This is a genomic window from Pseudomonas haemolytica (assembly GCF_009659625.1).
In the GTDB taxonomy this organism is placed as follows: domain Bacteria; phylum Pseudomonadota; class Gammaproteobacteria; order Pseudomonadales; family Pseudomonadaceae; genus Aquipseudomonas; species Aquipseudomonas haemolytica.
The window spans coordinates 619,252-639,368 of the sequence record NZ_VOIW01000002.1; the positions used below are offsets into that span (position 1 = coordinate 619,252).

Annotated in this window: 14 protein-coding genes, 1 tRNA gene and 1 pseudogene; 4 read left to right on the top strand and 12 right to left on the bottom strand. The window is 52.8% G+C overall.

The genetic code is table 11. The annotated features are described in order from the left end of the window. The first annotated feature begins 35 nt into the window (after positions 1-35). The 3 genes from FRT59_RS09150 to FRT59_RS09160 all read left to right on the top strand — a co-directional run bounded on the left by FRT59_RS09150 (position 36) and on the right by FRT59_RS09160 (position 5,416). Entirely contained in the window at positions 36-1,832 is a 1,797-nt protein-coding gene (locus FRT59_RS09150) for a DUF262 domain-containing protein (protein ID WP_153871014.1), read from the top strand. Then, a complete protein-coding gene (locus tag FRT59_RS09155; RefSeq protein ID WP_153871015.1) occupies positions 1,829-4,234 on the top strand; it encodes a DUF262 domain-containing protein in 2,406 nt (801 codons plus the stop codon). Before FRT59_RS09150 ends, FRT59_RS09155 begins: the two co-directional genes overlap by 4 nt. 480 nt (positions 4,235-4,714) lie before the next feature. Then, complete coding sequence (locus FRT59_RS09160) at positions 4,715-5,416, top strand: hypothetical protein (protein WP_153871016.1); 702 nt, start codon at positions 4,715-4,717, stop codon at positions 5,414-5,416. 152 nt (positions 5,417-5,568) lie between these two features. Here the strand turns inward: FRT59_RS09160 and FRT59_RS09165 are convergent, their stop codons facing one another. From FRT59_RS09165 to FRT59_RS09205, 10 genes and pseudogenes are all read right to left on the bottom strand, one after another. After that, positions 5,569-5,895, bottom strand: a complete 327-nt coding sequence (locus tag FRT59_RS09165; RefSeq protein ID WP_153871017.1) for a hypothetical protein — start codon at positions 5,893-5,895, stop codon at positions 5,569-5,571. Between the two features lie 328 nt (positions 5,896-6,223). Then, a pseudogene (locus tag FRT59_RS09170) lies at positions 6,224-7,458 on the bottom strand (group II intron maturase-specific domain-containing protein). 722 nt (positions 7,459-8,180) lie between these two features. Then, on the bottom strand, positions 8,181-9,596 hold the full coding sequence (locus tag FRT59_RS09175; protein WP_153871018.1) for a TolC family protein: 1,416 nt from the start codon (positions 9,594-9,596) through the stop codon (positions 8,181-8,183). After that, positions 9,593-11,767, bottom strand: coding sequence for a peptidase domain-containing ABC transporter (locus FRT59_RS09180; RefSeq protein ID WP_153871019.1), 2,175 nt, complete (start codon positions 11,765-11,767; stop codon positions 9,593-9,595). Before FRT59_RS09180 ends, FRT59_RS09175 begins: the two co-directional genes overlap by 4 nt. An 11-nt stretch (positions 11,768-11,778) precedes the next feature. Next, entirely contained in the window at positions 11,779-13,035 is a 1,257-nt protein-coding gene (locus FRT59_RS09185) for an HlyD family secretion protein (RefSeq protein ID WP_034117892.1), read from the bottom strand. A 73-nt stretch (positions 13,036-13,108) separates the two neighbouring features. Further along, positions 13,109-14,095, bottom strand: a complete 987-nt coding sequence (locus FRT59_RS09190; RefSeq protein WP_153871020.1) for a tetratricopeptide repeat protein — start codon at positions 14,093-14,095, stop codon at positions 13,109-13,111. Beyond that, on the bottom strand, positions 14,052-15,281 hold the full coding sequence (locus FRT59_RS09195) for a retropepsin-like aspartic protease (protein ID WP_153871021.1): 1,230 nt from the start codon (positions 15,279-15,281) through the stop codon (positions 14,052-14,054). Before FRT59_RS09195 ends, FRT59_RS09190 begins: the two co-directional genes overlap by 44 nt. Next, the gene (locus FRT59_RS09200) at positions 15,268-15,660 is read right to left on the bottom strand and encodes a hypothetical protein (RefSeq protein WP_153871022.1); all 393 of its coding nucleotides are present in this window, start codon (positions 15,658-15,660) and stop codon (positions 15,268-15,270) included. Before FRT59_RS09200 ends, FRT59_RS09195 begins: the two co-directional genes overlap by 14 nt. A 48-nt stretch (positions 15,661-15,708) precedes the next feature. Then, positions 15,709-15,927: a bacteriocin gene (locus FRT59_RS26980; protein ID WP_152612295.1), complete on the bottom strand. Its 219-nt coding sequence runs from the start codon at positions 15,925-15,927 to the stop codon at positions 15,709-15,711. Positions 15,928-16,021: 94 nt separating this feature from the next. Continuing rightward, complete coding sequence (locus FRT59_RS09205) at positions 16,022-16,855, bottom strand: Fic family protein (RefSeq protein WP_153871023.1); 834 nt, start codon at positions 16,853-16,855, stop codon at positions 16,022-16,024. A gap of 217 nt (positions 16,856-17,072) precedes the next feature. Here FRT59_RS09205 and FRT59_RS09210 point away from each other — a divergent pair, with 217 nt between their 5' ends. Beyond that, entirely contained in the window at positions 17,073-17,585 is a 513-nt protein-coding gene (locus FRT59_RS09210; protein WP_034116936.1) for a DUF6932 family protein, read from the top strand. A 1,455-nt stretch (positions 17,586-19,040) separates the two neighbouring features. On the opposite strand, the gene FRT59_RS09215 is transcribed toward FRT59_RS09210, so the two are convergent. Both FRT59_RS09215 and FRT59_RS09220 read right to left on the bottom strand, forming a co-directional pair. Beyond that, positions 19,041-19,116: transfer RNA gene (locus FRT59_RS09215), tRNA-Asn, on the bottom strand. 60 nt (positions 19,117-19,176) lie between these two features. Then, on the bottom strand, positions 19,177-20,073 hold the full coding sequence (locus tag FRT59_RS09220) for a LysR family transcriptional regulator (RefSeq protein ID WP_198809645.1): 897 nt from the start codon (positions 20,071-20,073) through the stop codon (positions 19,177-19,179). Between the last annotated feature and the right edge of the window lie 44 nt (positions 20,074-20,117).

Genomic DNA, 20,117 nt, shown 5'->3' on the forward strand with positions numbered 1-20,117 from the left:
AGCCCAGGATGCAGCACCGCCCCGAAAGGACTCGAATGAACCATTCCGACTTATGCCTCAAACCGATTCATGAGCTTCTTGCTGATGAACAAGGCAACCCGACTCGATTCTGGATTCCTGCCTACCAACGCGGATACCGCTGGAAACCACTGCAGGTTACCCAGTTACTGGACGACATCCGCGAGTTCACCAAGCGCCGTAACCCTCAGCCAGAAGAGTTTTACTGCCTGCAACCGCTGGTGATAAAAGCCACCGAACACGGCCCATTCGAGGTAGTGGACGGCCAGCAGCGACTGACTACGCTGTTGCTGATACTTAGGCATTTCAATGAGCGTCTGGCGCAAAGATACCAGCAGAAGCTGTTTACTCTGGACTACGAGACCCGCCCGCTTCTGCTGGCGTTCCTCGATGAGCCCAACGAGATCGAAGCAGACACAAACGTAGACTACTTCTACCTGTTCAATGCCATTAACACCATCGAGAATTGGTTCAGCACCCGGGCTAACGAGGTGGATGAGATCAAAACAGCGTTGCTGAACAAGACTCGAGTGATCTGGTTCGAACTAGCCGCTCAGGACAATGCCGTGGATGCCTTCACTCGGCTGAACGTGGGTAAGATTCCGCTGACGGATGACGAGTTGATCCGTGCCCTTTTCCTCAAGCGTGGTGATGACAACGATCCAGAAGCCGCATCCCGACAAATGAGGATCGCCCACGAATGGGATCAGTTGGAGAAAGCCCTTCAGGCAGATGAGTTCTGGTACTTTCTCAGTAACCAGCAGAGCCAATCTCCGAATCGCATCAGTCTTCTGTTCGAATTGGTAGCCACAACTGACGGCGTTGGCGATAGAGCGGATCAAGACGAGCACAGCATCTTTCACGCCTACAGCAGGAAACTTAAGGTTTCTGGCGCAACCGCCAAGGAATGGTTGCGCATCAAGCAAACCTTCATGATGCTGGAAGAATGGTTTGAAGACCGTACGCTTTACCACATTGTTGGATTCTTGATTCATCAAGGCATGGATGTCGCGAGTATCTGTGAGTTGTCGCTGCAAACCACCAAGAGCGCATTCGAGCGCAAGCTACGCAAAGCGGTATTTGCTCGCACTATCGGTGACGAAGACCTAGATGCCCTGAGCCCCAAAGCACTGCATACGAGCATCAGTGAACGTCTTGATCAGCTAGAGTACGGCCGTCACTCATCAAGTATCCGTTCACTGCTGCTGCTCTTCAACCTGGCGACTCTACTGGACAGTCCGCTCTCCAACATGCGCTTCCAGTTCGATAGTTTCAAAAATGGCGAGTGGGACATAGAACACGTGCGTTCGATTGCATCGAGCCGCCCTATGCGCCTGCATGACCAACTGAATTGGCTGAAGCTGTGTTCCGGCTACCTGGAAGCCTACAACTTCAGCGACCAGGCGGCTCAAAGTAAACAACTGCTGAACAGCATTGCAGCGTTTATCAAGCGTTCGAAGAAAGCTGATGCGGACGAAGCGTTTGAGGTGGTGTACAAAAAACTGTTGGCCTTCTTTCAGGAAACAGACGAAGCGCCGACTGACCATGGCATTTCCAACCTGACCTTGCTCGATAAAGGTACCAACCGCAGCTATAAAAACGCTGTATTCGCCGTCAAGCGTAAAGCGCTTCTGGCCCTCGACCAGTCCGGGATTTTTGTACCGTTGTGCACCCGCAATGTGTTCCTCAAATGCTACAGCCCGCAGGCTGACAACATGATGTTCTGGAGCAAGAGCGATCGCGAAGCATACCTAGCCGAAATGACCCAAGTGCTCTTGCGTTTCTTCAGCGCCACCAAGGAGATTTCAAAATGAGCGAGTCCAGCAGCCAGATCACCCTAAGACAGCTGTTGAGCCGCCATCAGCGCATCCAAATTCCGATGATCCAGCGCGACTATGCTCAGGGCCGCCCGGCATTTGAGGATGTACGTGAAGAGTTTCTAGGCACGTTGAAGCAAGCATTTACATTGGCATCGGGTGAAGATGCACGCCCCCTGAACCTCGACTTCATCTACGGAAGTGTCGAGAAAGAAGGTGAGTCAAACCTCTTTTTGCCACTTGACGGCCAACAGCGACTGACCACTCTGTTTCTACTGCATTGGTATCTGGCGTGGCGAGATGGTAATCAGGATGAGTTTGGTCAGGTTTTTTGCGAAGGCGAAGATTCACGCTTCTCTTATAAAGTACGACCAAGTAGTGCTGAATTTTTCAATGAGTTGGTGAATTTCTGGCCTGCACGCGAAGTGGCCGACGAATCCTCAATGTCCAGTCTGATCACCAACCAGGCTTGGTTTTTCCGATACTGGCGACTGGACCCGACGATCCAATCCTGCCTGACCATGCTGGACGCTATCCACAACCACTTCGCCGAGGTAACAGGAGCCTACGCGAGGTTGATGGATGTAAAGCACCCGGTTATCACTTTCCAGTTGCTTGACCTGGACCATTTCGGGCTGTCTGACGATCTGTACATCAAGATGAACGCCCGGGGCAAACCACTGACGGCTTTCGAGACATTCAAAGCACGCTTCGAGCATGAACTCAAAGGCCAGTTCGCCGACGAGACCCGCGAGATCAGCGGTCAAAATTTTACCGTCGCCGATTACTTCGCCCGACGCATGGATACCAGCTGGGCCGACTTCTTTTGGGCGTATCGCGACAAGGAAACCCAACTGTACGACGATGCGCTCATGAACTTCTTCCATGCCGTGGCGTTTATATGCCGCGATCCGGAACCTTCAAGCTATCTGGAGGACATCAGCACTTTCAAGAGCAAGTCGTTGAAGTCTGCTTATGCCCTCTATCACAAGGGCGGATGGCTAGAGCGCGACTTCTCCATCACTCTCATGTTGCTTCTCGAAACCTGGAGCGCGCAAGGGAATCGGTTTACGCCGCTATTGCCAGAAAACCCATACTTCAATGAAGAGATTCTCTTCCAACACTTGGTTAGCGATCCCTCATCCTTAGCCTATACCGACCTGGTCCAGTTTTTCGCGTACGTCGCTTTCATTCGAGCCTCGGGCGACCAGATCGAACCGCAAGCACTGCTGGAATGGATGCGGGTAGTTTTCAACCTGTCGATCAATACTAACTACGACCGTCCCGCCGACATGCAGCGCAGCCTGCTGGCTGTCCGGGGTCTGCTCCCCCACGCTGGGGACATCCTTGGCTACTTTGCTACGACGGATAAACCAACAACCGGCTTTTCCCTGCAACAGATAAACGAAGAGCACTTCAAGGCAGAGCTGCTACTGGCCCACACTGGCTGGCGCGAGCTGATCGAACGTGCGGAGAAACACGGCTATTTCAAAGGCCAAATTGAGTTTTTATTAGATTTCTGCGGTGCGATGGCCAAGCGACACACAGCCGAACTATCACAGTGGAAAAACCGCGAGCATCTTGCGCTACAACAAAGCTTTTCTTCCTATCTTGCCAAAGCGGAAACTATGTTCAGCGCGCGCGGCCTGGACAGCCTGCCAGGCTACCGTTGGGAGCGCGCACTGCTTTCATTGGGCGACTACCTGTTGCCCAGCGGCTATAACCACTCATTCTTGGTCAACTCCGCTTCAGAGCAGGCCAGTTGGAAGCGGCTGTTACGCGGTGGTGCCGGTGAAGTCGGCCAGCGCGCACGCGGACTTTTGCAGAAGCTCCTGACGTTGATTGATCTTGAAAGACCGCTTGAAGACCAGTTGGATGAGCTGATTACTAATGCAGAGGAGCTCGATCCGTGGCGTCGGATTATGGTGGATACACCAAACGTCTTCAGTTATTGCGCAGAGCATGCACTGCGGTGGGAGGGCAACCATATCTACATGCTCCGTAAAAGCCGTATGAGCGGGATGCATGCCGAACTGTTCAGCTATCACCTATCCGAACAATTGGACTCAGAGCAATTCAGCAAAAAAATACTCCCGTGGAAAAAAGTTGAATACCAACCTGTCAGTGGCTCAGAGTACGCGCCTAGCCTGTATCTCACACTAGCATTTCGGGGACATGCGCTGGATTTCTGGATCTACTCGGTTTCAGGAGGGTTTAGGATTGATGCACATCGAAAAGCGTTCAAGTCCGTACCTGGTTTAGAACATTTGTTAGTCACCACTTTCAATTTTGACGCGCTAAAAGAAGACATCAGACTCGATGTTCCACGAGGACGTATTCACTCTACGCTCCGCGCCATAGCCCGCTCTGTCAAAGCGCTGGAAGCAGAGTGCGCCTGAAACTTTCCACAGTCACGGATTGGTAAGAATAGAGTCATAGACCTAGCGCACGAGCGCCTTGACGTCGATCATATCGGCGTCCTGACCTACCTACTCAGCCCATACGGGAAGCACTCCCCGTATGGGTGTCGTTCCTCTCCGTTTTTGGCTCCTCTGGAGAAATCATTCAGCCTTCATAAAAATTCACCTAATTGTATACAGCGACGAAAAGGTGCGCGCACTTTTGACAGCCTGCAGAAGCAAAACACCAAAAAACGCGACAACCCTAACAAATTAATTTACGCCGCTAATCACCCTGAAAAGATTTCAGAACAGTGAACGCCATCAGAAAAACCTGCTCACAAGCCTTTACACAAGGTTGTCACCCACACGCTGAACATGGAAGAATACATTTACAATTAATCCTCACAAAGCTAATATTCGGGCGTAATCGTACACACCCCTAAATCTGGTCCTCTCACACAGACAAAAGAGCTAAATATGTTAAATGGATTTAACGATTTTAAAACTGCAACCCCTGGTCAAATTCATGATTACTATCGTTCAAAAAAGATCCACGAACTCAGCATAGAGGAACTGGCATTTGCTCACCTAGATGACACCTGTCGTTTCATTCAAACCATGGACGGCATGATCTCAAGCAGCCTTTTTGATCTCAACCAAACAGTCGCGGCCTCATTCTCAAACGTTAGGACGAATCAGTACGTACCACTACTTGCTTGCTTTTCAATGCTTGATCAAATAGGTGGCCTGTACAAACGAATCAACAAATCTTGCAACTATAAGAACGGAATTAAAAAAGCGCTTCACTTTTACTCTAACGTCACAAACGCAATAGAACTAGAACAACTTACCACTCTTCGTCACGGCCTATTCCACGACGGCAGCTTACTATATATAAACTCAACCACAGGCACTAAGGTCATTTTTCGCATGATCCAAAATAGTGGAGCCCTTTTGACTCCCGCCAAGAAACCATGGGATGGTCTTTATCACAACGATATCAGCGACTACGTTACAAAAATCGACCTAAGAGAACTTCAAAATACAACAACTGAAGTAATCAAAGAGTGCAAAAAACTACTGCTAGATAAAAAAATAAAAATAACAGCGCAAACACCTCAAGAGCTGTTTTATAAATACCTATTCAAAACCAACCACACATCAAACGAAGAGCCTTGAAATACCTTCACTCAACCTATGCAATAATTAATAGCGGCCTTTGCTTGGCCGCTAACTGCAACATCACTAAGCCACCCCTTGATAATTAAATCAAAAACCACTCAACAACATCATTGCTTCGTCAGCCTAAACTTCGGACATAGCGCCACACATCAATCCCGTTGCAAGTTCTCCGCTGCCTCTTTGAAGGCCGTATCTAAAGCAGTAATGAGTTCATGATGTGACTTCTCTACTTCATTCATTCGCTTATACTGCTTCCAAAAGAGATATACGCCCCCGATAAAAATAGATACTACACCGACTAAAACAACCCATCGCGGATAGAAGACTGGCTCAATGGACCATTGAAGTGTCGACGCCCATGAGCGCTCAAATGCTTGTCCGATCCCGTCAAATGCACCTTTACCGAGAAAGTACGCTAAAAAGGTTCCACATATAGTTGGCCCCCAAAGATTGAAAATACTGCTGAGCTTAGACACTTGTTAAGTCATCCTTGAGAAGTTTCATAGGGGTAAAATCATGCCACTTAACCTGTCCTTGTGCCACTGATTCAGCGAAGGCTGAGGTGGATGCATATCAAACACCTCAGGGGTTAACCCCAACTGTCCAGGATGTACTGGCCTATGCATTACGCTACTCGGGTTATCGCTTATGCCCTGCGACTACACAGCCACCGTCAGCTTCCAAGGATGCGTCCTCAGCTCGAGAGCAACCGGTAGCCGGGCCAAATCCCGAGATCGAGTAGGAGGCGGATTCACATCCGCCGTCCTCTCACACCACCGTACGTACGGTTCCGTATACGGCGATTCAGGTTATACGACTAAGCCGGTTTATCGTATCCAGTATTGAGACCAGGCCAAGTTGATCCCAGCGTTTCTTCGGCAGCGCCTGATTCATATGTGACGCTCCGGAGTTCCACCATGGGCTTCGGCCATTGGAGGCTGACTTACGGGCACGCCCTTCTTCTATCCCCAGGCGCATCAGATTGCGAACCCTCGTTGAGGGTCGCTTCCATTGGCGCCAAAGGATGCAGCGAAGTTTATGACGCACCCAGCCGTCAAGTGCCTCCAGCGCACCCTTGCCTTGAGTCAACTTGAAATAGCCAGCCCAACCGCGCAGCACAAGATTTATCCGCCCAATGGTATTTGCCATTTTCTGGCCCCGCGCTCAGCGTAGCAATTCCCCAAGCCGGTCACGCAGACGACGCAAGCTCCTCGTGGCCACTCGCAGTCTCGGCTGTTGATGCCAGCTCATCCCGTAGCCCAAGTAGTCACACATCCACGATCCAGCTACTCGACTCTTTTCTCGGGTCAGCGTCAGTTTCAGGCGCCGGCTCAGGAAACGCTCGACGCTGGACATCACTCGGTCGCCAGCACGGCGACAGCGCACATAAATGTTCGCGTCATCGGCATAACGCACGAAGCGATGGCCCCTGCGCTCCAGTTCGCGATCAAGTTCGTTGAGCAGGATGTTTGACAGCAACGGCGAGAGCGGTGGCCCGAGGCGACGTGAGCGCGAGCTGTTTCGATGGCGTGATGAGCACTTCTGCCCGGACTAAAACCGTAGCTGTAGTCTGAAAACAGAGGGTCGAAGATTAACGTGAGCTGTTGCAGCAGAGCCTGCTGGATCAAGCGATCCACGACGTTGGGGATACCCAATTGTCTTGTTCCGCCTTTGGGTTTGGGGATTTCGACAGCGCGTACACCTTGCGGGTGGTACTCACCGGCTAGCAACCGAGCCTTGAAGATCGGCCAATACTGTTTCACGTGGCCCGCCAACTGGTCGACCGTCATGCCATCGGCACCCGGTGCGCCCTTATTACTGACCACGCGTTGATACGCACGCTTGAGGTTGGCTGGTGCAAGCACCCGCTCCATCAGCGTGTCCGGCTCCGCTTTCGTCCACGCCACAGACGCCGCCAATACCTGTGCGCTGCCAGCCGTCATCCTCGGATACTGTCCGGGACTCGGAGTAACAGTTTTCTCTGGGAGAAATTTCTGCATTTCGGTATTCAACGAGACTTTGACGCCTACCGGCGGCATAACCTGTTCAGCCCTTGGTGGCGCGGTTATCTGCCACTTACTACGGCTTCAGCTGACTTCTGTACGCTCATCCCGCCGCCTCTCGACGCTCGGTAGCAGATCGGCAAACACGCAGATCTCCCAGGGTAATTCGCGCGACCTTCCTGCTTATGCCTGTCGGATCTACGTCACAGCACTCCGTGCAAGTATTGGGCTTTGGCAATTTTGGCTACCTAACCCCGCTGTGCCGCCTCATCCGCTTCCTGTTCGTCAGGCCAGCATTTTGCCTCGGGCCTCCTTCAGATTCGCAGTCACCCGCGACACCCTTGCCTCTGGCTAACACTTCCCCTTGCCGGGTGTGTAGAGGACTTTCACCTCCAAGTCACCAGCGTGGCCACCACAGCCAAGCTGGTGAGTTGTGACAGGAAACCAATCGGCCAGAAGAACAGTTGAGATTTAACCCCATAAGAACAGTTGTTCAATTTGTGCTCGGTTTCAGCATCGACGGATATGCCGACTGGGTCAGGACCTCTCTCCGTGAGCTCCCTTCGACCACAATGCTGAGCTGGCGATAACATCGCTTCCAGCAACCCCGACGTTGCGATTGCGATTTCAACCCAGTGAAGGTCAGTTTCATTCCGCAAGGTATATTGCACAGACGCTTACCTCTTGTTGGCAATCCCCTCTTTGATGCGTGCGACTCGTTGTGGGCGCCAACACCGAAGTGACCCAGTCAGCGAGCATTACAACGCCCAGAATCCCAGTCGACCAAGGCTGGCCGCCAGCCTGAGGCGTGATGTCTGCCAGCGGCTGAGGGTTTGAATATGCTCTTGCTCAGCACCGGAATACGCGGTCAAGGCATTGAGCAACTCGATCATGCTGCCCACCCCGGAGTGATAACGGCCCTGGACAACCTCCAGCGACTGGCGCGATTGATCGACCAATTCGCTGGTGCGCTGCAGACTCTGGGTCTCAACATTCAACGTCTGGTAGCTGGCCCACAGGTCTAGCGCGACCTCTTGCTCGACCTCAGCCAGTTCTGCTCGGCCCGCGTCTACACGGGCTTGTGCTTGGCGGATCTGGTAGGTCCGGCCAAAACCCTCAAAGATCGGGATGCTCAACTGCAAACCAATACTGCGGTCCCGCTCACGCTCATCGCCATTGAATATCTTCGATTGCTGGCTACGCGCGTACGTCAGGTCGGCGGTCAGTGCCAGGCTCGGAAAGTTGGCAGCGCGCCGCTCATCAACGGCCGCCTGAGCGGCCCTGAGCCTAGCGTGTGCGGCGAGTACTGCCGGGTGATCCTGACGCGCCTGGGTCAACAACTCATCGACCGCCTGCAGGAACTGAGTGTCCGGCAGTGGAGTGAGGTCACCCGCCAACTGCAGAGTCGTTTGGGGTGATAGCCCCATGCGCAAGGCAATCACGCCCAAAGCGTTATGCAATGCTCCACGGTCGCGGATCTGGCGCAAATTAGCCTGGGAAAACGCTGTTTGGGCCTGCAAGCGATCAGAAAGTGCGGCCGCACCGGCTTTGTATTTGGCATCCGCCGCTTCCAGATTGCGAGCCGCCAATTCGGTGATTTGCACCGATGCGGCCAAGCTGCGCTGAGCTGACAAGGCATCGTAATAAGCCTGCGCCGCCTCAACAAAAGTACGCTGCAACATGGCGTCCTGGGTAGCGTTGGCAGCCACCAGCAACTGACGGGCATTGCGCAAGGCGGCCCCGCGTCGACCGAAGTCCACCAACACCCAACTGAGCTCAAGACTGGCGCTGTCACGCCGCCGGTGCCCTTCACCAGAACGCAAGGCCGGCTCATCGTAGTCAACCCGACCATTGCCGCGACTACTGCTAACGCGCCCATCCAGGCGCGGCAGATACGCCGCCTGGCTGAGCCCAACCTGGGCAGCCTGAACCTTGGCGTTGGCCCAACTGAGACGCGTCTGTGGGTCGTGGCACAGAATCCGTTCGACCACTTGCGCTAACGGCAAACGTTCAGGTAACCGGCCAAAACTACACGGCAGCTCGCCACGGGCATCGTCATACACCGCTTGCCGGGAAACGTTGCGTGCAGTGTCAAAAACGTCTGGCTCAAAGGCCCATGCAGAACGTGAACAACACAGCAAGGCCATCGTCAAGACCGAGGATAATCGCTTCATGCCTGGCCCTGTTTCATCGCTGGCGAAGTGTTCGCGGTATGTGCGCTATTCGTTGGTCCGTCAGCATCGTCATGCACCACCCTACCGGCCAGAATCCGGATGACACGGTCCGCAGAGGCAATGGTTTCAGCGCGGTGGGCAACCATGATGCGCGTAATTCGCAACCCCTGAATGGCCTGATTCACGCGCTGTTCACATGCGACATCCAAGTGACTAGTGGCCTCGTCCAGGAAGAGTATTCGTGGTTTCTTATACAGTGCCCTGGCCAGCAGCACGCGCTGCTTTTGCCCCCCGGAGAGCACCGTGCCCATGTCTCCTACCAACGTGTTGTAACCCATCGGCATGGCTTGGATATCACTGTGAATCGACGCGATCCGGGCACATTCGATCAACCAGGACTGATCCACGTTGAGGTCGAAGAAACTGATGTTATCGCGCAAAGATCCCGCAAACAGCACATCGTCCTGAGTCACAGTACCTACCAGTTGCCGCAGACCATCCAGGCCCAGTTGCGCCATTTCGATACCGGCGATACGAATCTGCCCCCGAGTGGCCGGCAGGATACCGAGCATGACGTTCATCAGCGTGCTTTTGCCGCAACCGGACGGGCCAACGATAGCCACCGACTCACCCGCAGCAATGTGCAGGTCGAGGTTGTCCAGCACCCAGGGCTCCTGCTCGGCATAGCGGTAGTGCAGTCCCTGGATTTCAATGCTCGCATCACAATCCATGAGTGTCTGCAGGTCGACACTGGAAACGGTTGTTTCCGGTGGGTGCAGAACAATATCTGCCAGCCGTTCGCCCTGCAGTTGCAACATACGCAGCTCGAAAAACTTGTCTACCAAGTTACCTACTCGGGTATCAAACTGCGTTTTATAGGCGATAAACGCGATCAACAGCCCGACGCTGAACTGGCCATCTATCACCATGCTTGCGCCAAACCAGATCACCAACAGGTTCTCAATACCAAACAGCAACCCATTTAATTGTTGATAGAGCAACCGCAGCTTTTGCGTGCGCAATCCAGCGTTGATCTGCTCCACCAACAAGCCAAGCCAGGCTGAACGACGCTCTTCCTGGCGCTGAAACAGTTTCAAGGGGCGAATGCCACGCACTGTTTCCAGAAAATGGCTTTGCTGGCGTGCGGCATGGATGATTTGCTCTTCGGTCGCATTGCGCAGCGGTCGATACCAAAGGCAGCGACCAACGGCATACAGCAGCATAGTGGCGATCGCGATAGCGGCCAGGGCTGGACTGTAGAGCAGCATCATTGCAAGGGTCGCGACGGACATAAGACCGTCGAGAATCGCCGATAGGAACGCCGCCGTCAGCGTTTGCTGAATAGTGTCTACCGCGCCGAAACGCGACACCACATCTCCCAAGTAGCGCTTCTCGAAGTATTGGCTGGGCAACCGTAACAAGTGGCTGAAGACATTCGCACGCCACTGCACGGAAAGCAGCGTACTCAAATGCATCATGACCCAGGCACGCACGCCGCTGACCGCTTGTTGCATCAACAATAACAAGGTAAAGCCCAGTACCAATGTACTGAGCAGATCGTGGTCGGCGCTGATAATGACGTTGTCGATCGTCCACTGAAGCAAGAACGGGGTGATCAGGGAAAAGACCTCGAGCGTCAGTGCCAGCAGCAGTACTTGCACCAACGAGCGGTACAGCCCGCTAATGCGCCCCATCATGTTCAGGAGTTTGATTCTTGGTTTGTCTTCTTGCAGCTCGAAACCGCTGTTCGGCCACAGTTCCAGTGCGACGCCGGTGAAGCTTTGAGATAAACCTTCATGATTGATCCGGCGCAGCCCCCGCGCAGGATCATGTACAACCACGCCTTGCCGATCGACCGCCTTGAGTACGACAAAGTGGTTGAAGTTCCAGTGCAGGATACAAGGTAGCTTGAGCTGGCCGAGGCCGCCCACATCCAACGTGACAGCACGAGCACCCAGTTGCAGTTGCTGAGCACTATTGATCAGTTGTTTGAGGGCAATACCTTTGAGGGAGACGCTGCAACGGCGGCGCAAATCCAGCATATCGACCCGATGCCCGTGGTATCCAGCAATCATCGCCAGGCAAGCCAGGCCGCATTCAGTCGCTTCGGTCTGCAATACCACGGGCAGACGACGCCCGGGACGCAAGGCTATGGCGTCAAGAAAAGTCATGGGAGGGGTTCCTAGAATTTGCCGGTGAGGCTGTAGAGAGGCTCCAGCACCCATTCATAAAGGCGGCGGCTTTCCTGCAGGATGTCGGCATCCAACAGCATTCCGCTTTGCAGCAACTGAGGCTTGCCATAGGCCATAACGGTCTGCTCGTCGAGCTGTACACGCAGACGGTAGAGCTGTTCGCCGTTACGCGACAGCCCCGGCACCTCACCCGTCATAATGGCAAGATCCGCAGAGGGCACGGCAGTGCGCGATATGGACACCACTTGAGCGTGATATTGGCCAAACTTCTGATAGGGATAGGCCTGATAGCGGATCAGCACAGCGTCCCCCGGTTTGATAAACCCCACGGCTTTGCTCGGGGCGTAGAGCTCAGCCTGCAGTTGGGCGTCATGGGGCATGATGCTCAACAACGTACGCGACGGGTCCACTGTCTGGCCGACTTCCGTCAGAACTGCCGTTGCCACACCGTTTCCTGGAGCAGTGATCAATACCGTACGCTTGGCTTCACTCTCTGCCAGCTCTTGTTCGATACCCGACAGTTGCCGATGTATCGGCGCCAGTGCATTGGCTTGGCGTGTTTCAAGCCCCGCCAACTCGTTGTTGCGCTCGGTGAGTTGTTGGATGATTGAACTGCGCTCGCGATCCAGGCCCTGCAGGGCTTGACGCTGCCCCAAAAGCTCGGCTTGCCGCTGCTGGAACTGGTCCATAGAGATGTAGCCCTTTTGCATCAATCCCTGATAGCGATTCGACGCATCCCCCGCCAGCGCCACGCGCTCGCGCTGGCTGACCAATTGCGCAGCCAGGTTGGCTTGCTCATTACGCAGTGTGCTCACCTTACTGGTCAAACTGTCGCGCTCAGCCTGTTGCAGTTGCCGGGTTTTATCGAGTTCTTGCTCCAGTGACTCCCTGCGTTGCTTGAGCTGATAACTCACGCGTGCCTGCACCGGGTCGGCGCCGGCATCATAACGTTCACTGGAAATAGTCAGCAGAGGCTCGCCCATGACAACGGACTGTCCTTCGACGACAAACTTTTGCAGCACCACTCCGGTTTGCGGCGTACGGACCTTTATCTGGCCATTGGCTGGAACCAGTTGGCCACTCACCGTGCTGCGCTTGGTGTAAGAGCCCCAGATAAAAAAGCTGCCTACCAAGACCAGCATTCCCAAGGCGAACGTGGTGAGAAAAGTGAAGGACGTCGGCCGGATCAGCACAATCTCCCCCAGCCATTTGACGCGCTGCGCTTCAGACGCGGCCCTGCGAAATATCCTGTCGCCCACAAATCACTCCTGACACCCCTGCACGCCCGATGCTTTGCGCAGCATCCGTTCACGGTTGTTTTCACTTATTGATCATTAGTCCGCGTCGGTTATTGTCATCTTTGATGAACGTTTGTATTTGCTTTCGCCATGCAGCTTTTGTCTGCTCGTCGGCAGCATCACTGAGAGCGGGCATTTTTTTCTCGATAATTCCCAGGCGCTTGGCGGCTTCGGGAACCCGTGCACTGGCTAGCCAATACCACTTGTAGGCCTCGGGTAAATTGACTGCCTGACCAAGCCCTTTCTCGAAGATATAGCCAAGATTTGCTTGCGCCTGAGGCACGTCAAGCATCGCTGCCTCTGTGTACCACTGGGTGGCCATGGGCAGATTTTTGGGCATGCCAACACCCGTGGCGAAACACTTACCGGTTAGAAAAGCGCCTTCACCAAGACCGGCCTTCGCTGCCTTTTCATAGTATTGACAAGCCGATTCAGGGCTAGCGTCCGCGATCAGGTGGTTAGCACTCAAGGAGCCCAAACGAAACAACGCTTTTGAATAATTTAGCTGTGCCGATTTTTTATAGTACTCAACGGCTTGGGGTATGGACTTGCTTACCCCAAGACCGGACTCGTACATAAAGCCTAAATTGTAGATAGAAGTCGGGTTTTCATGTGCTGCTGAAAGTTCCAGATAATGCTTGGCCTTAACATAGTCAGCTGCGCCAATCGCCTGCCCGTCCAGATACAAGGCACCCAAGGTCGCCTGTGCAGCGGCATGGTTTTGTTGGGCCAAGTCAGTCCATAGGTTTAGTGCGGCGTTGACATCCCGGGTGTGCCCCTTCCCCGTGAATAGCAATCCCGCTAGCATATTTCTGGCATCAGGATCGTTAGCTTGCTTGGCTAGCGTAGAAGCCAGGGAATAAGCACTTGAATAGTCATCTCGGTTGTAGGCCGCCCGCGCGTCGTCTATGTTTGCCGCGTGCGCGGCCGAGAGAAACAGGGCACAGCAGGCTGCCATCAGCCGCTTATTGAACTGGAATTTTTTGTTTGTAGCAGGCTCTTGATTCATGTGTGTTCCATATTAATTCGTAGTCTTGAAACGCTGGCCATCCCAAGACATAGGGCGTCAGGTACTTTTGTTCGGCCAGTGTCGTATAGGAAACATCTTTCGCCCTCCCCCCTATGTTCAGATGGGTGGTGGTATGGGTAATTGCTCGGGGAAATGTACCATTCGCATCGGTCATTATTTTGCTTCGCTGATCACTCCTCGCTGAACCGACCCTGGTTTCGCCACCACTTAAGTAGTAAAGATTGCCGGTATCAAGGGAAGCAGCGGTTTGTTGGCCATCCACATTAGCGAGCATATATAAAAACTGAGTTTGTCGTGAATAAGAGCTGCCTAGAAAGACGCTGCCCACGCACTGCTGTTCAAGCGCCTCTATTTCCGCGGGGGTTACGTTCAGTGCAATATGCTCACTTCCAACAATGACATTGTCGAAACTAGACATCAGGTCCAGACCAAACAAACTGAGCGACCCGCCCACGATAACCAGAACGTTTCTGAGTTCAATGCCCGAAAGATTCATCTCCCTGATCAAGCCGTACTGGGCATTCACCGATTGCCGGCTGTAATAGCTATTGATTTCCACCGGCAACTTAATCAATTCAACGTCATAGCGGAGGGCATCAGACTCGCCGATAACTGTCACGCTCGCGCCCGTATCAAACAAGACCTTTGCCGCATGCCCATTGATTTCAACTTCAAGCAAAGGGTCGGTAGCGCTTTTCAGATAATCATTTTCTTCACTGCTTAAGACTATTTGAGTGCGCTTCAATAAGCCGATTTGCCGATCGCCCACACGTTTGAGCGTATCGACATCCAGCTGAGCGATAAACTGTTCGGCTCGACGAAGCTGTTCTGCAGTCATGGACGCCAGTACCTGCGCATAAGCCGCGAAGTGCCCATCATTCAGGTGATTACCGAGCAGTATGAGTTTGCAGGCGGTCGCCGTGTTTTCCACATTGAGGACTGCGCAATCACTAAGGCTGACTGGCGTCGCGGGCTTCTTGGACTGGGCCCTGGCCAGAACGGCGGAAAGCAGCGTATTAGCGTCTATTCTTGATGCTTCCAAACCGCGTAATGGAATAGAACTCGGGGCATACAGTTTAGCTTGTATGTCCTGCAACTCGACAGCACTCACTGGGTTCGACAGCAAGAATGCGACCACGTATAGAGTGAGGCTATTGCGGCCCATTTTTCAGTCCCAATGATCGCTCGAGCCTTTTAATTTCGTCTTCCGACAGCAGCGACTTCGGTGGCACGGTGAACGCTTTTTCCGGCGACGGCAGCGGATTGGCGATAGTGGTCTTTTTTACTTTTGTTGCAATTTCTCCGCTGCTCACGGGGTACAAGGCCTCATCCAAACACTTATCCCGCATTGTTTGGCTGGACAAGCCATAGCAACCCTTTCCATTTGACAGTGCCCTGGCTTCACAGGTACTGCGACCATCAGGATCCTGCTGCTCTACACAGCTCAAAGAACCGAATGCGTGGCCTAGCACACTGGCCGGGTCAGCAGCATTAGCGACGGTGTAAAACAGCAACGGCGCCAAGGCGAGTAATGTATTTTTCATATTCGGTCACTCATAGAAAGTGTGCCAATCAAGGCACACTTTTTTCACTTAGTACGTAATAGTTAAACCGACTCCCCCCGATAGCTCGCCTCCCGAAGCAGAGCCGCCTACGGTGACGCTGGTATTACCCGAAGTCCAGGTCGGTCCTGTGTAACCGCCATTTGATCCCAACCACTCAAACTCTCCTGGTTCCCAATCAGTGACAGGCTCAACCGTCGTCTGGCCGCCCGAAACAAGCGCCAACTCTTTTTCCGTCAGTACACGCATTTGATCACTCCTTGGCGACGGAAAGAGCCGTCCATGGCCCGCCCGTTGGTTATTTGCCCTGATGGGCGCCTCAATTCCCTCTGAGGAAATAAACCTAGTGACCGGCCATAAAGCCAATGATGTCGCAATGGAAGCGCACCCAATCATCCCACTCACCAAATAGCTCAGCCTGCCGGATGCGCAATACATGAGCGCCGGGCGAACAGTTATAAAAGTCATATAAGGGAATGTAGTTTTGCGAAGTACGCCCCATCAGGGCATTGAACAACACACGTGCCAATCGCCCATTACCATCTACGAACGGATGACAATTCATTAGCCCTACGGCAGCAACGGATGCACCAAATAAGTCTTGGCGACTGCTCGGTAAATCGGCCACATACTTCCAAAGGGCCATAAGTGCCGATGGTATATCAGCCGCCTGAACAAACTCTACTGTACAGCCACGCTTATCAGGCCTGACACCTACTCGCGTCGTCCTGATCGTTACAGCGGTGCCTGTGAGCGCGCAGGCAGCGGCTTCCAACAGCTCACAAATCGTCGAGTACTTCAAGGTGACCAGAGACTGTTCAAGTGCTGATGAAAAAACCTCTACATACTGTTGTTCAGTAGGCGTCCTATTATTCAAGGGTTCCAACGCATTATTCGTTGCATAATGCTCGAACAGTGGATGTTGGAAGCACCGCGATTTGCCATCGCACGCCAACACTGCCGATACCGATCCGGACGAAACAGGCCACGGCTTATTTTTATACGTCTCAAGTCTTGCCTGAGCGTTAAGCACTGATTTAACCGTTCCCTCAGTCAGCACCAATCCAACTGGATAAGTTAGAGATTTTCTAAAATGTGTTTTTACTTTTGCCACGACAAAATCCATTTCATTCCGGCCCTGTGCCTCGCGCACAAATAACGCTTGCGACAACAACACTTGAAAATACCTATTCCTTTAAGAAAGAACACTCTACCAACGAAATATGACACTTTTCCAAAATTCGCGTGAAACTTTTACTGCTTCGTAATTTTATTGGCCTGCCCCTACTTGACATGTTGCACCCCTCAGCAGACACGTAATACATTGTCTACTCCCGCCCCCTGCCAAATTAAAATAAAACCAGCTTTCACCTCAGACAATTGGATAATTCACAATGGCCAACACCGACTTAGACTCGCTTTTTTCACAGCATTACTCCAACGCCAAGACCATGGAGTTCCCAGCCTTCATTGGCAACAAGGCAACTTGCAACCCAATCAATTCAGCACCTTATCTAACGTCTCTTTCACGCTTTTTTGAAGAACCTAAAGATCCAAAAAGGAGCTTGCTCTGCGCACGACTTAAAACCGCTATAGCAGAGTTGGCGATGGCTGATATTGGCGTTGAAATCATACTGATAGGTGGAAGTTTTCTGGACTCAACGGTCATCCCAGGCGATCTGGATTGTGTGCTCTTCTACTCATTGAGCGCCGAAACGAGCACACTGGACTTTCAGCAATGGCAATATCAGATGAAAAAGCAAGACCTGGATGCCCGACTGATCCCTATGGACTCCAATCCACTCATCATGTGGAAAGCCGCGTTATTTTTTGCCGTACTGTACACGCAAAGAAAAAACGCCGAGGGTGTCCCTACCGGTTTGATATTAATTGACTGCAAACGCTGAAGGCGCACCCGAGCTATCTCAAAGAGATCTTCACGACTACTGCGCAACTCAGAAACATTCTTATATTTAACTATGAGCTGCCCGCACGACACTGCGGATTAATCGACTCGATGTGACACACCACTTAATGGCCCTGAAACAAATAACCAACTTCACTCGGCAATTATAGACTCCACACAAGAGAACTGATAATGAGAGCGTTAACAGCAGAAAGGTTTTGGGCGTACCTACCAGATCCGCAATGCACAGACCCTTGTCGAGGCGATCCAAGCGCAGTTGGTTGAGGTCGAAAACAGGTCGCGCTTGAGGCTGGCTGCCAATCTGGGTCGCCTGTGATTCTGGACGCTGAAATGAGATTATAGACAGTCTGTGAAAGTCATCCTCGATACAAGGTGTCCAGATAGAGGTTTTTTGCCTAAAATTTGCCCAGGCTTCCAAACGCATAGCACGATTCGCTGGGCTGCTATTGATGCCTGAGCATTTGCCATCTACGATTCACACGGGCGGCTAAATAAGTACCTTCGGTTCAGTCACGATATCGCATAAATTCAACAGTAGGCTTGCTTTAACTACTGCACGAGGAGCTTGAAATTGAAATCTCTGTTATTCGTTTTTTTGGTGTTTGGGGTTTCTTGTAACTTCGTAAACGCAGCCTCTGTAGGAAAAACCCAGATTATTGAAGCGGCCATGAAGGAATGTAAAGGTTTGACCAGCTTGATAAACCCTTCAGCCCTGGGGTCGTCGGCGTTTTTCCCTGAGCCAGATGGAGTCGTTGCCGTTTTAATACAGGGTATACAGCCTCCACCGTCCATGAAAAATCAAGTAGGCGCTGAGTTATGCCTATATTCTTTACACGAAAAAACGGCACGCCTTGCCAATTGGGATGCTTTGGCAAGATCAAAAGGTCTCCCCACTTATATAAGACCTCCTAGCAATCTCTAAATGAATAAAAATTGGCTACATGTATCGACATACACACCCCCTATAAATGACATTGAAATAGTATCTAGAGGAGATACGTCCCCTGGGTCATGACTCATACCATCATCCAGACCTGGCCCAGGATCATGGGAAATCGGATCCTGTGATATATCCCCCCCACCTGCAACAAGTAGCAGCTCTTCAGCGGTCAATTCCCTTAACGCACTCATCTTTAATCACCTGATTTAATAATGGGTGAGTCGATCAATCTCGCCAGTCTTGGATGTAGAAACGCACATTTGGCCCAACAGTTACCGGACTTTCGTTCATGGTTGGCAGATAGCTAATGATTGGGAGCTACCTTCGTATGGTGGGTTAACCGGCGCGTCAGTTCCCTGTAGCAATGACTTGACCGTTGCGCTTCACTTCGTTCGCTGTGATCAGCTTACGGTGGGACCTTTACCCACAAGATTGCGCCCCATGGTGGGCGCAAAGCAAAAAAAAAGCCTGCATCTCTGCAGGCTTTTCTCTATCTGGCTCCACGACCTGGACTCGAACCAGGGACCCAATGATTAACAGTCATTTGCTCTACCAACTGAGCTATCGCGGAATGCGCCGTATGTTACTGATTAAAAAGAAGAAGTCAAGCTTTCCCTGACATCTGCCGCAATTAACCTCCAATGCCTGTGGAAAACGCAGGGTCCTTGGCCAGATCCAACCAGGCTCGCGCCGCTGGCGGCAGGTGGGCGCTGGCGCGCCAGGCCAGGGCGATGTGCCAGTCGGTGTGGGGTTCGTCCAGGGGGACCAAGGCGATGCCGGCGTGTTGGTGTTTGTGCGCCAGCATCCGTGGCAGGAAGGCAACGCCCAGCCCTGCGGCGACCAGGTCGACAATAAAGTCGATTTGCCCGCTGCGGGCGGTGACTTTGGGGCTCACGCCCTTGCGCTCGCAAGCGCTGAGGATCTTGGCGTTGAGGGCGAAGCCGGCTTCGAACAGGATGAATGGCGAGTCCGCCAGGTCGGTGAAGTCGATGCGTTTGCGTCGCGCCAGTGGGTGGCTGATGGGCAGCACCGCGATCAACGGTTCGTTGCGTACCGGTTGGTAGTCGAAACCTTCGTCCACCGGCAACAGCAAGGCCGCCAGGTCGACCTCCCCTGCTTCCAGGCACTCACGCAGTTTTTTACTGCCGTACTCAGTCAGTTCAATGTCGATGTCTGGATAGCGGCTGCGGTAGGTGGCGAACATGGCTGCAAACAACACACCGCACCCCACCGGCGGCAAGCCGATGCGCAGCACGCCGCGCTTGAGACCGCGCAGGTCGTTTATTTCCGCCATCAGGTCGTTGCGCTCGGCGAGCATCACCAAGGCCCGACGGTAGGCAATTTCGCCGGCTGCGGTGAGTTCGTTCTTGTGGCCGAGGCGATTGAGCAGCGGCGTGCCCAACTCGTCTTCCAGCGTCTTGACCGCCTTGCTGACGGTGGATTGGGTCAGGGCCACTACGTCGGCCGCCTGGGAGAACCCTCCCTGGCGCACCACCTCGACAAATGCGCGCAGTGTTCGCAGGTTCACACGTATTCCTTTTGCGACTGGATATCAGTGATAAAAGTTGCTTT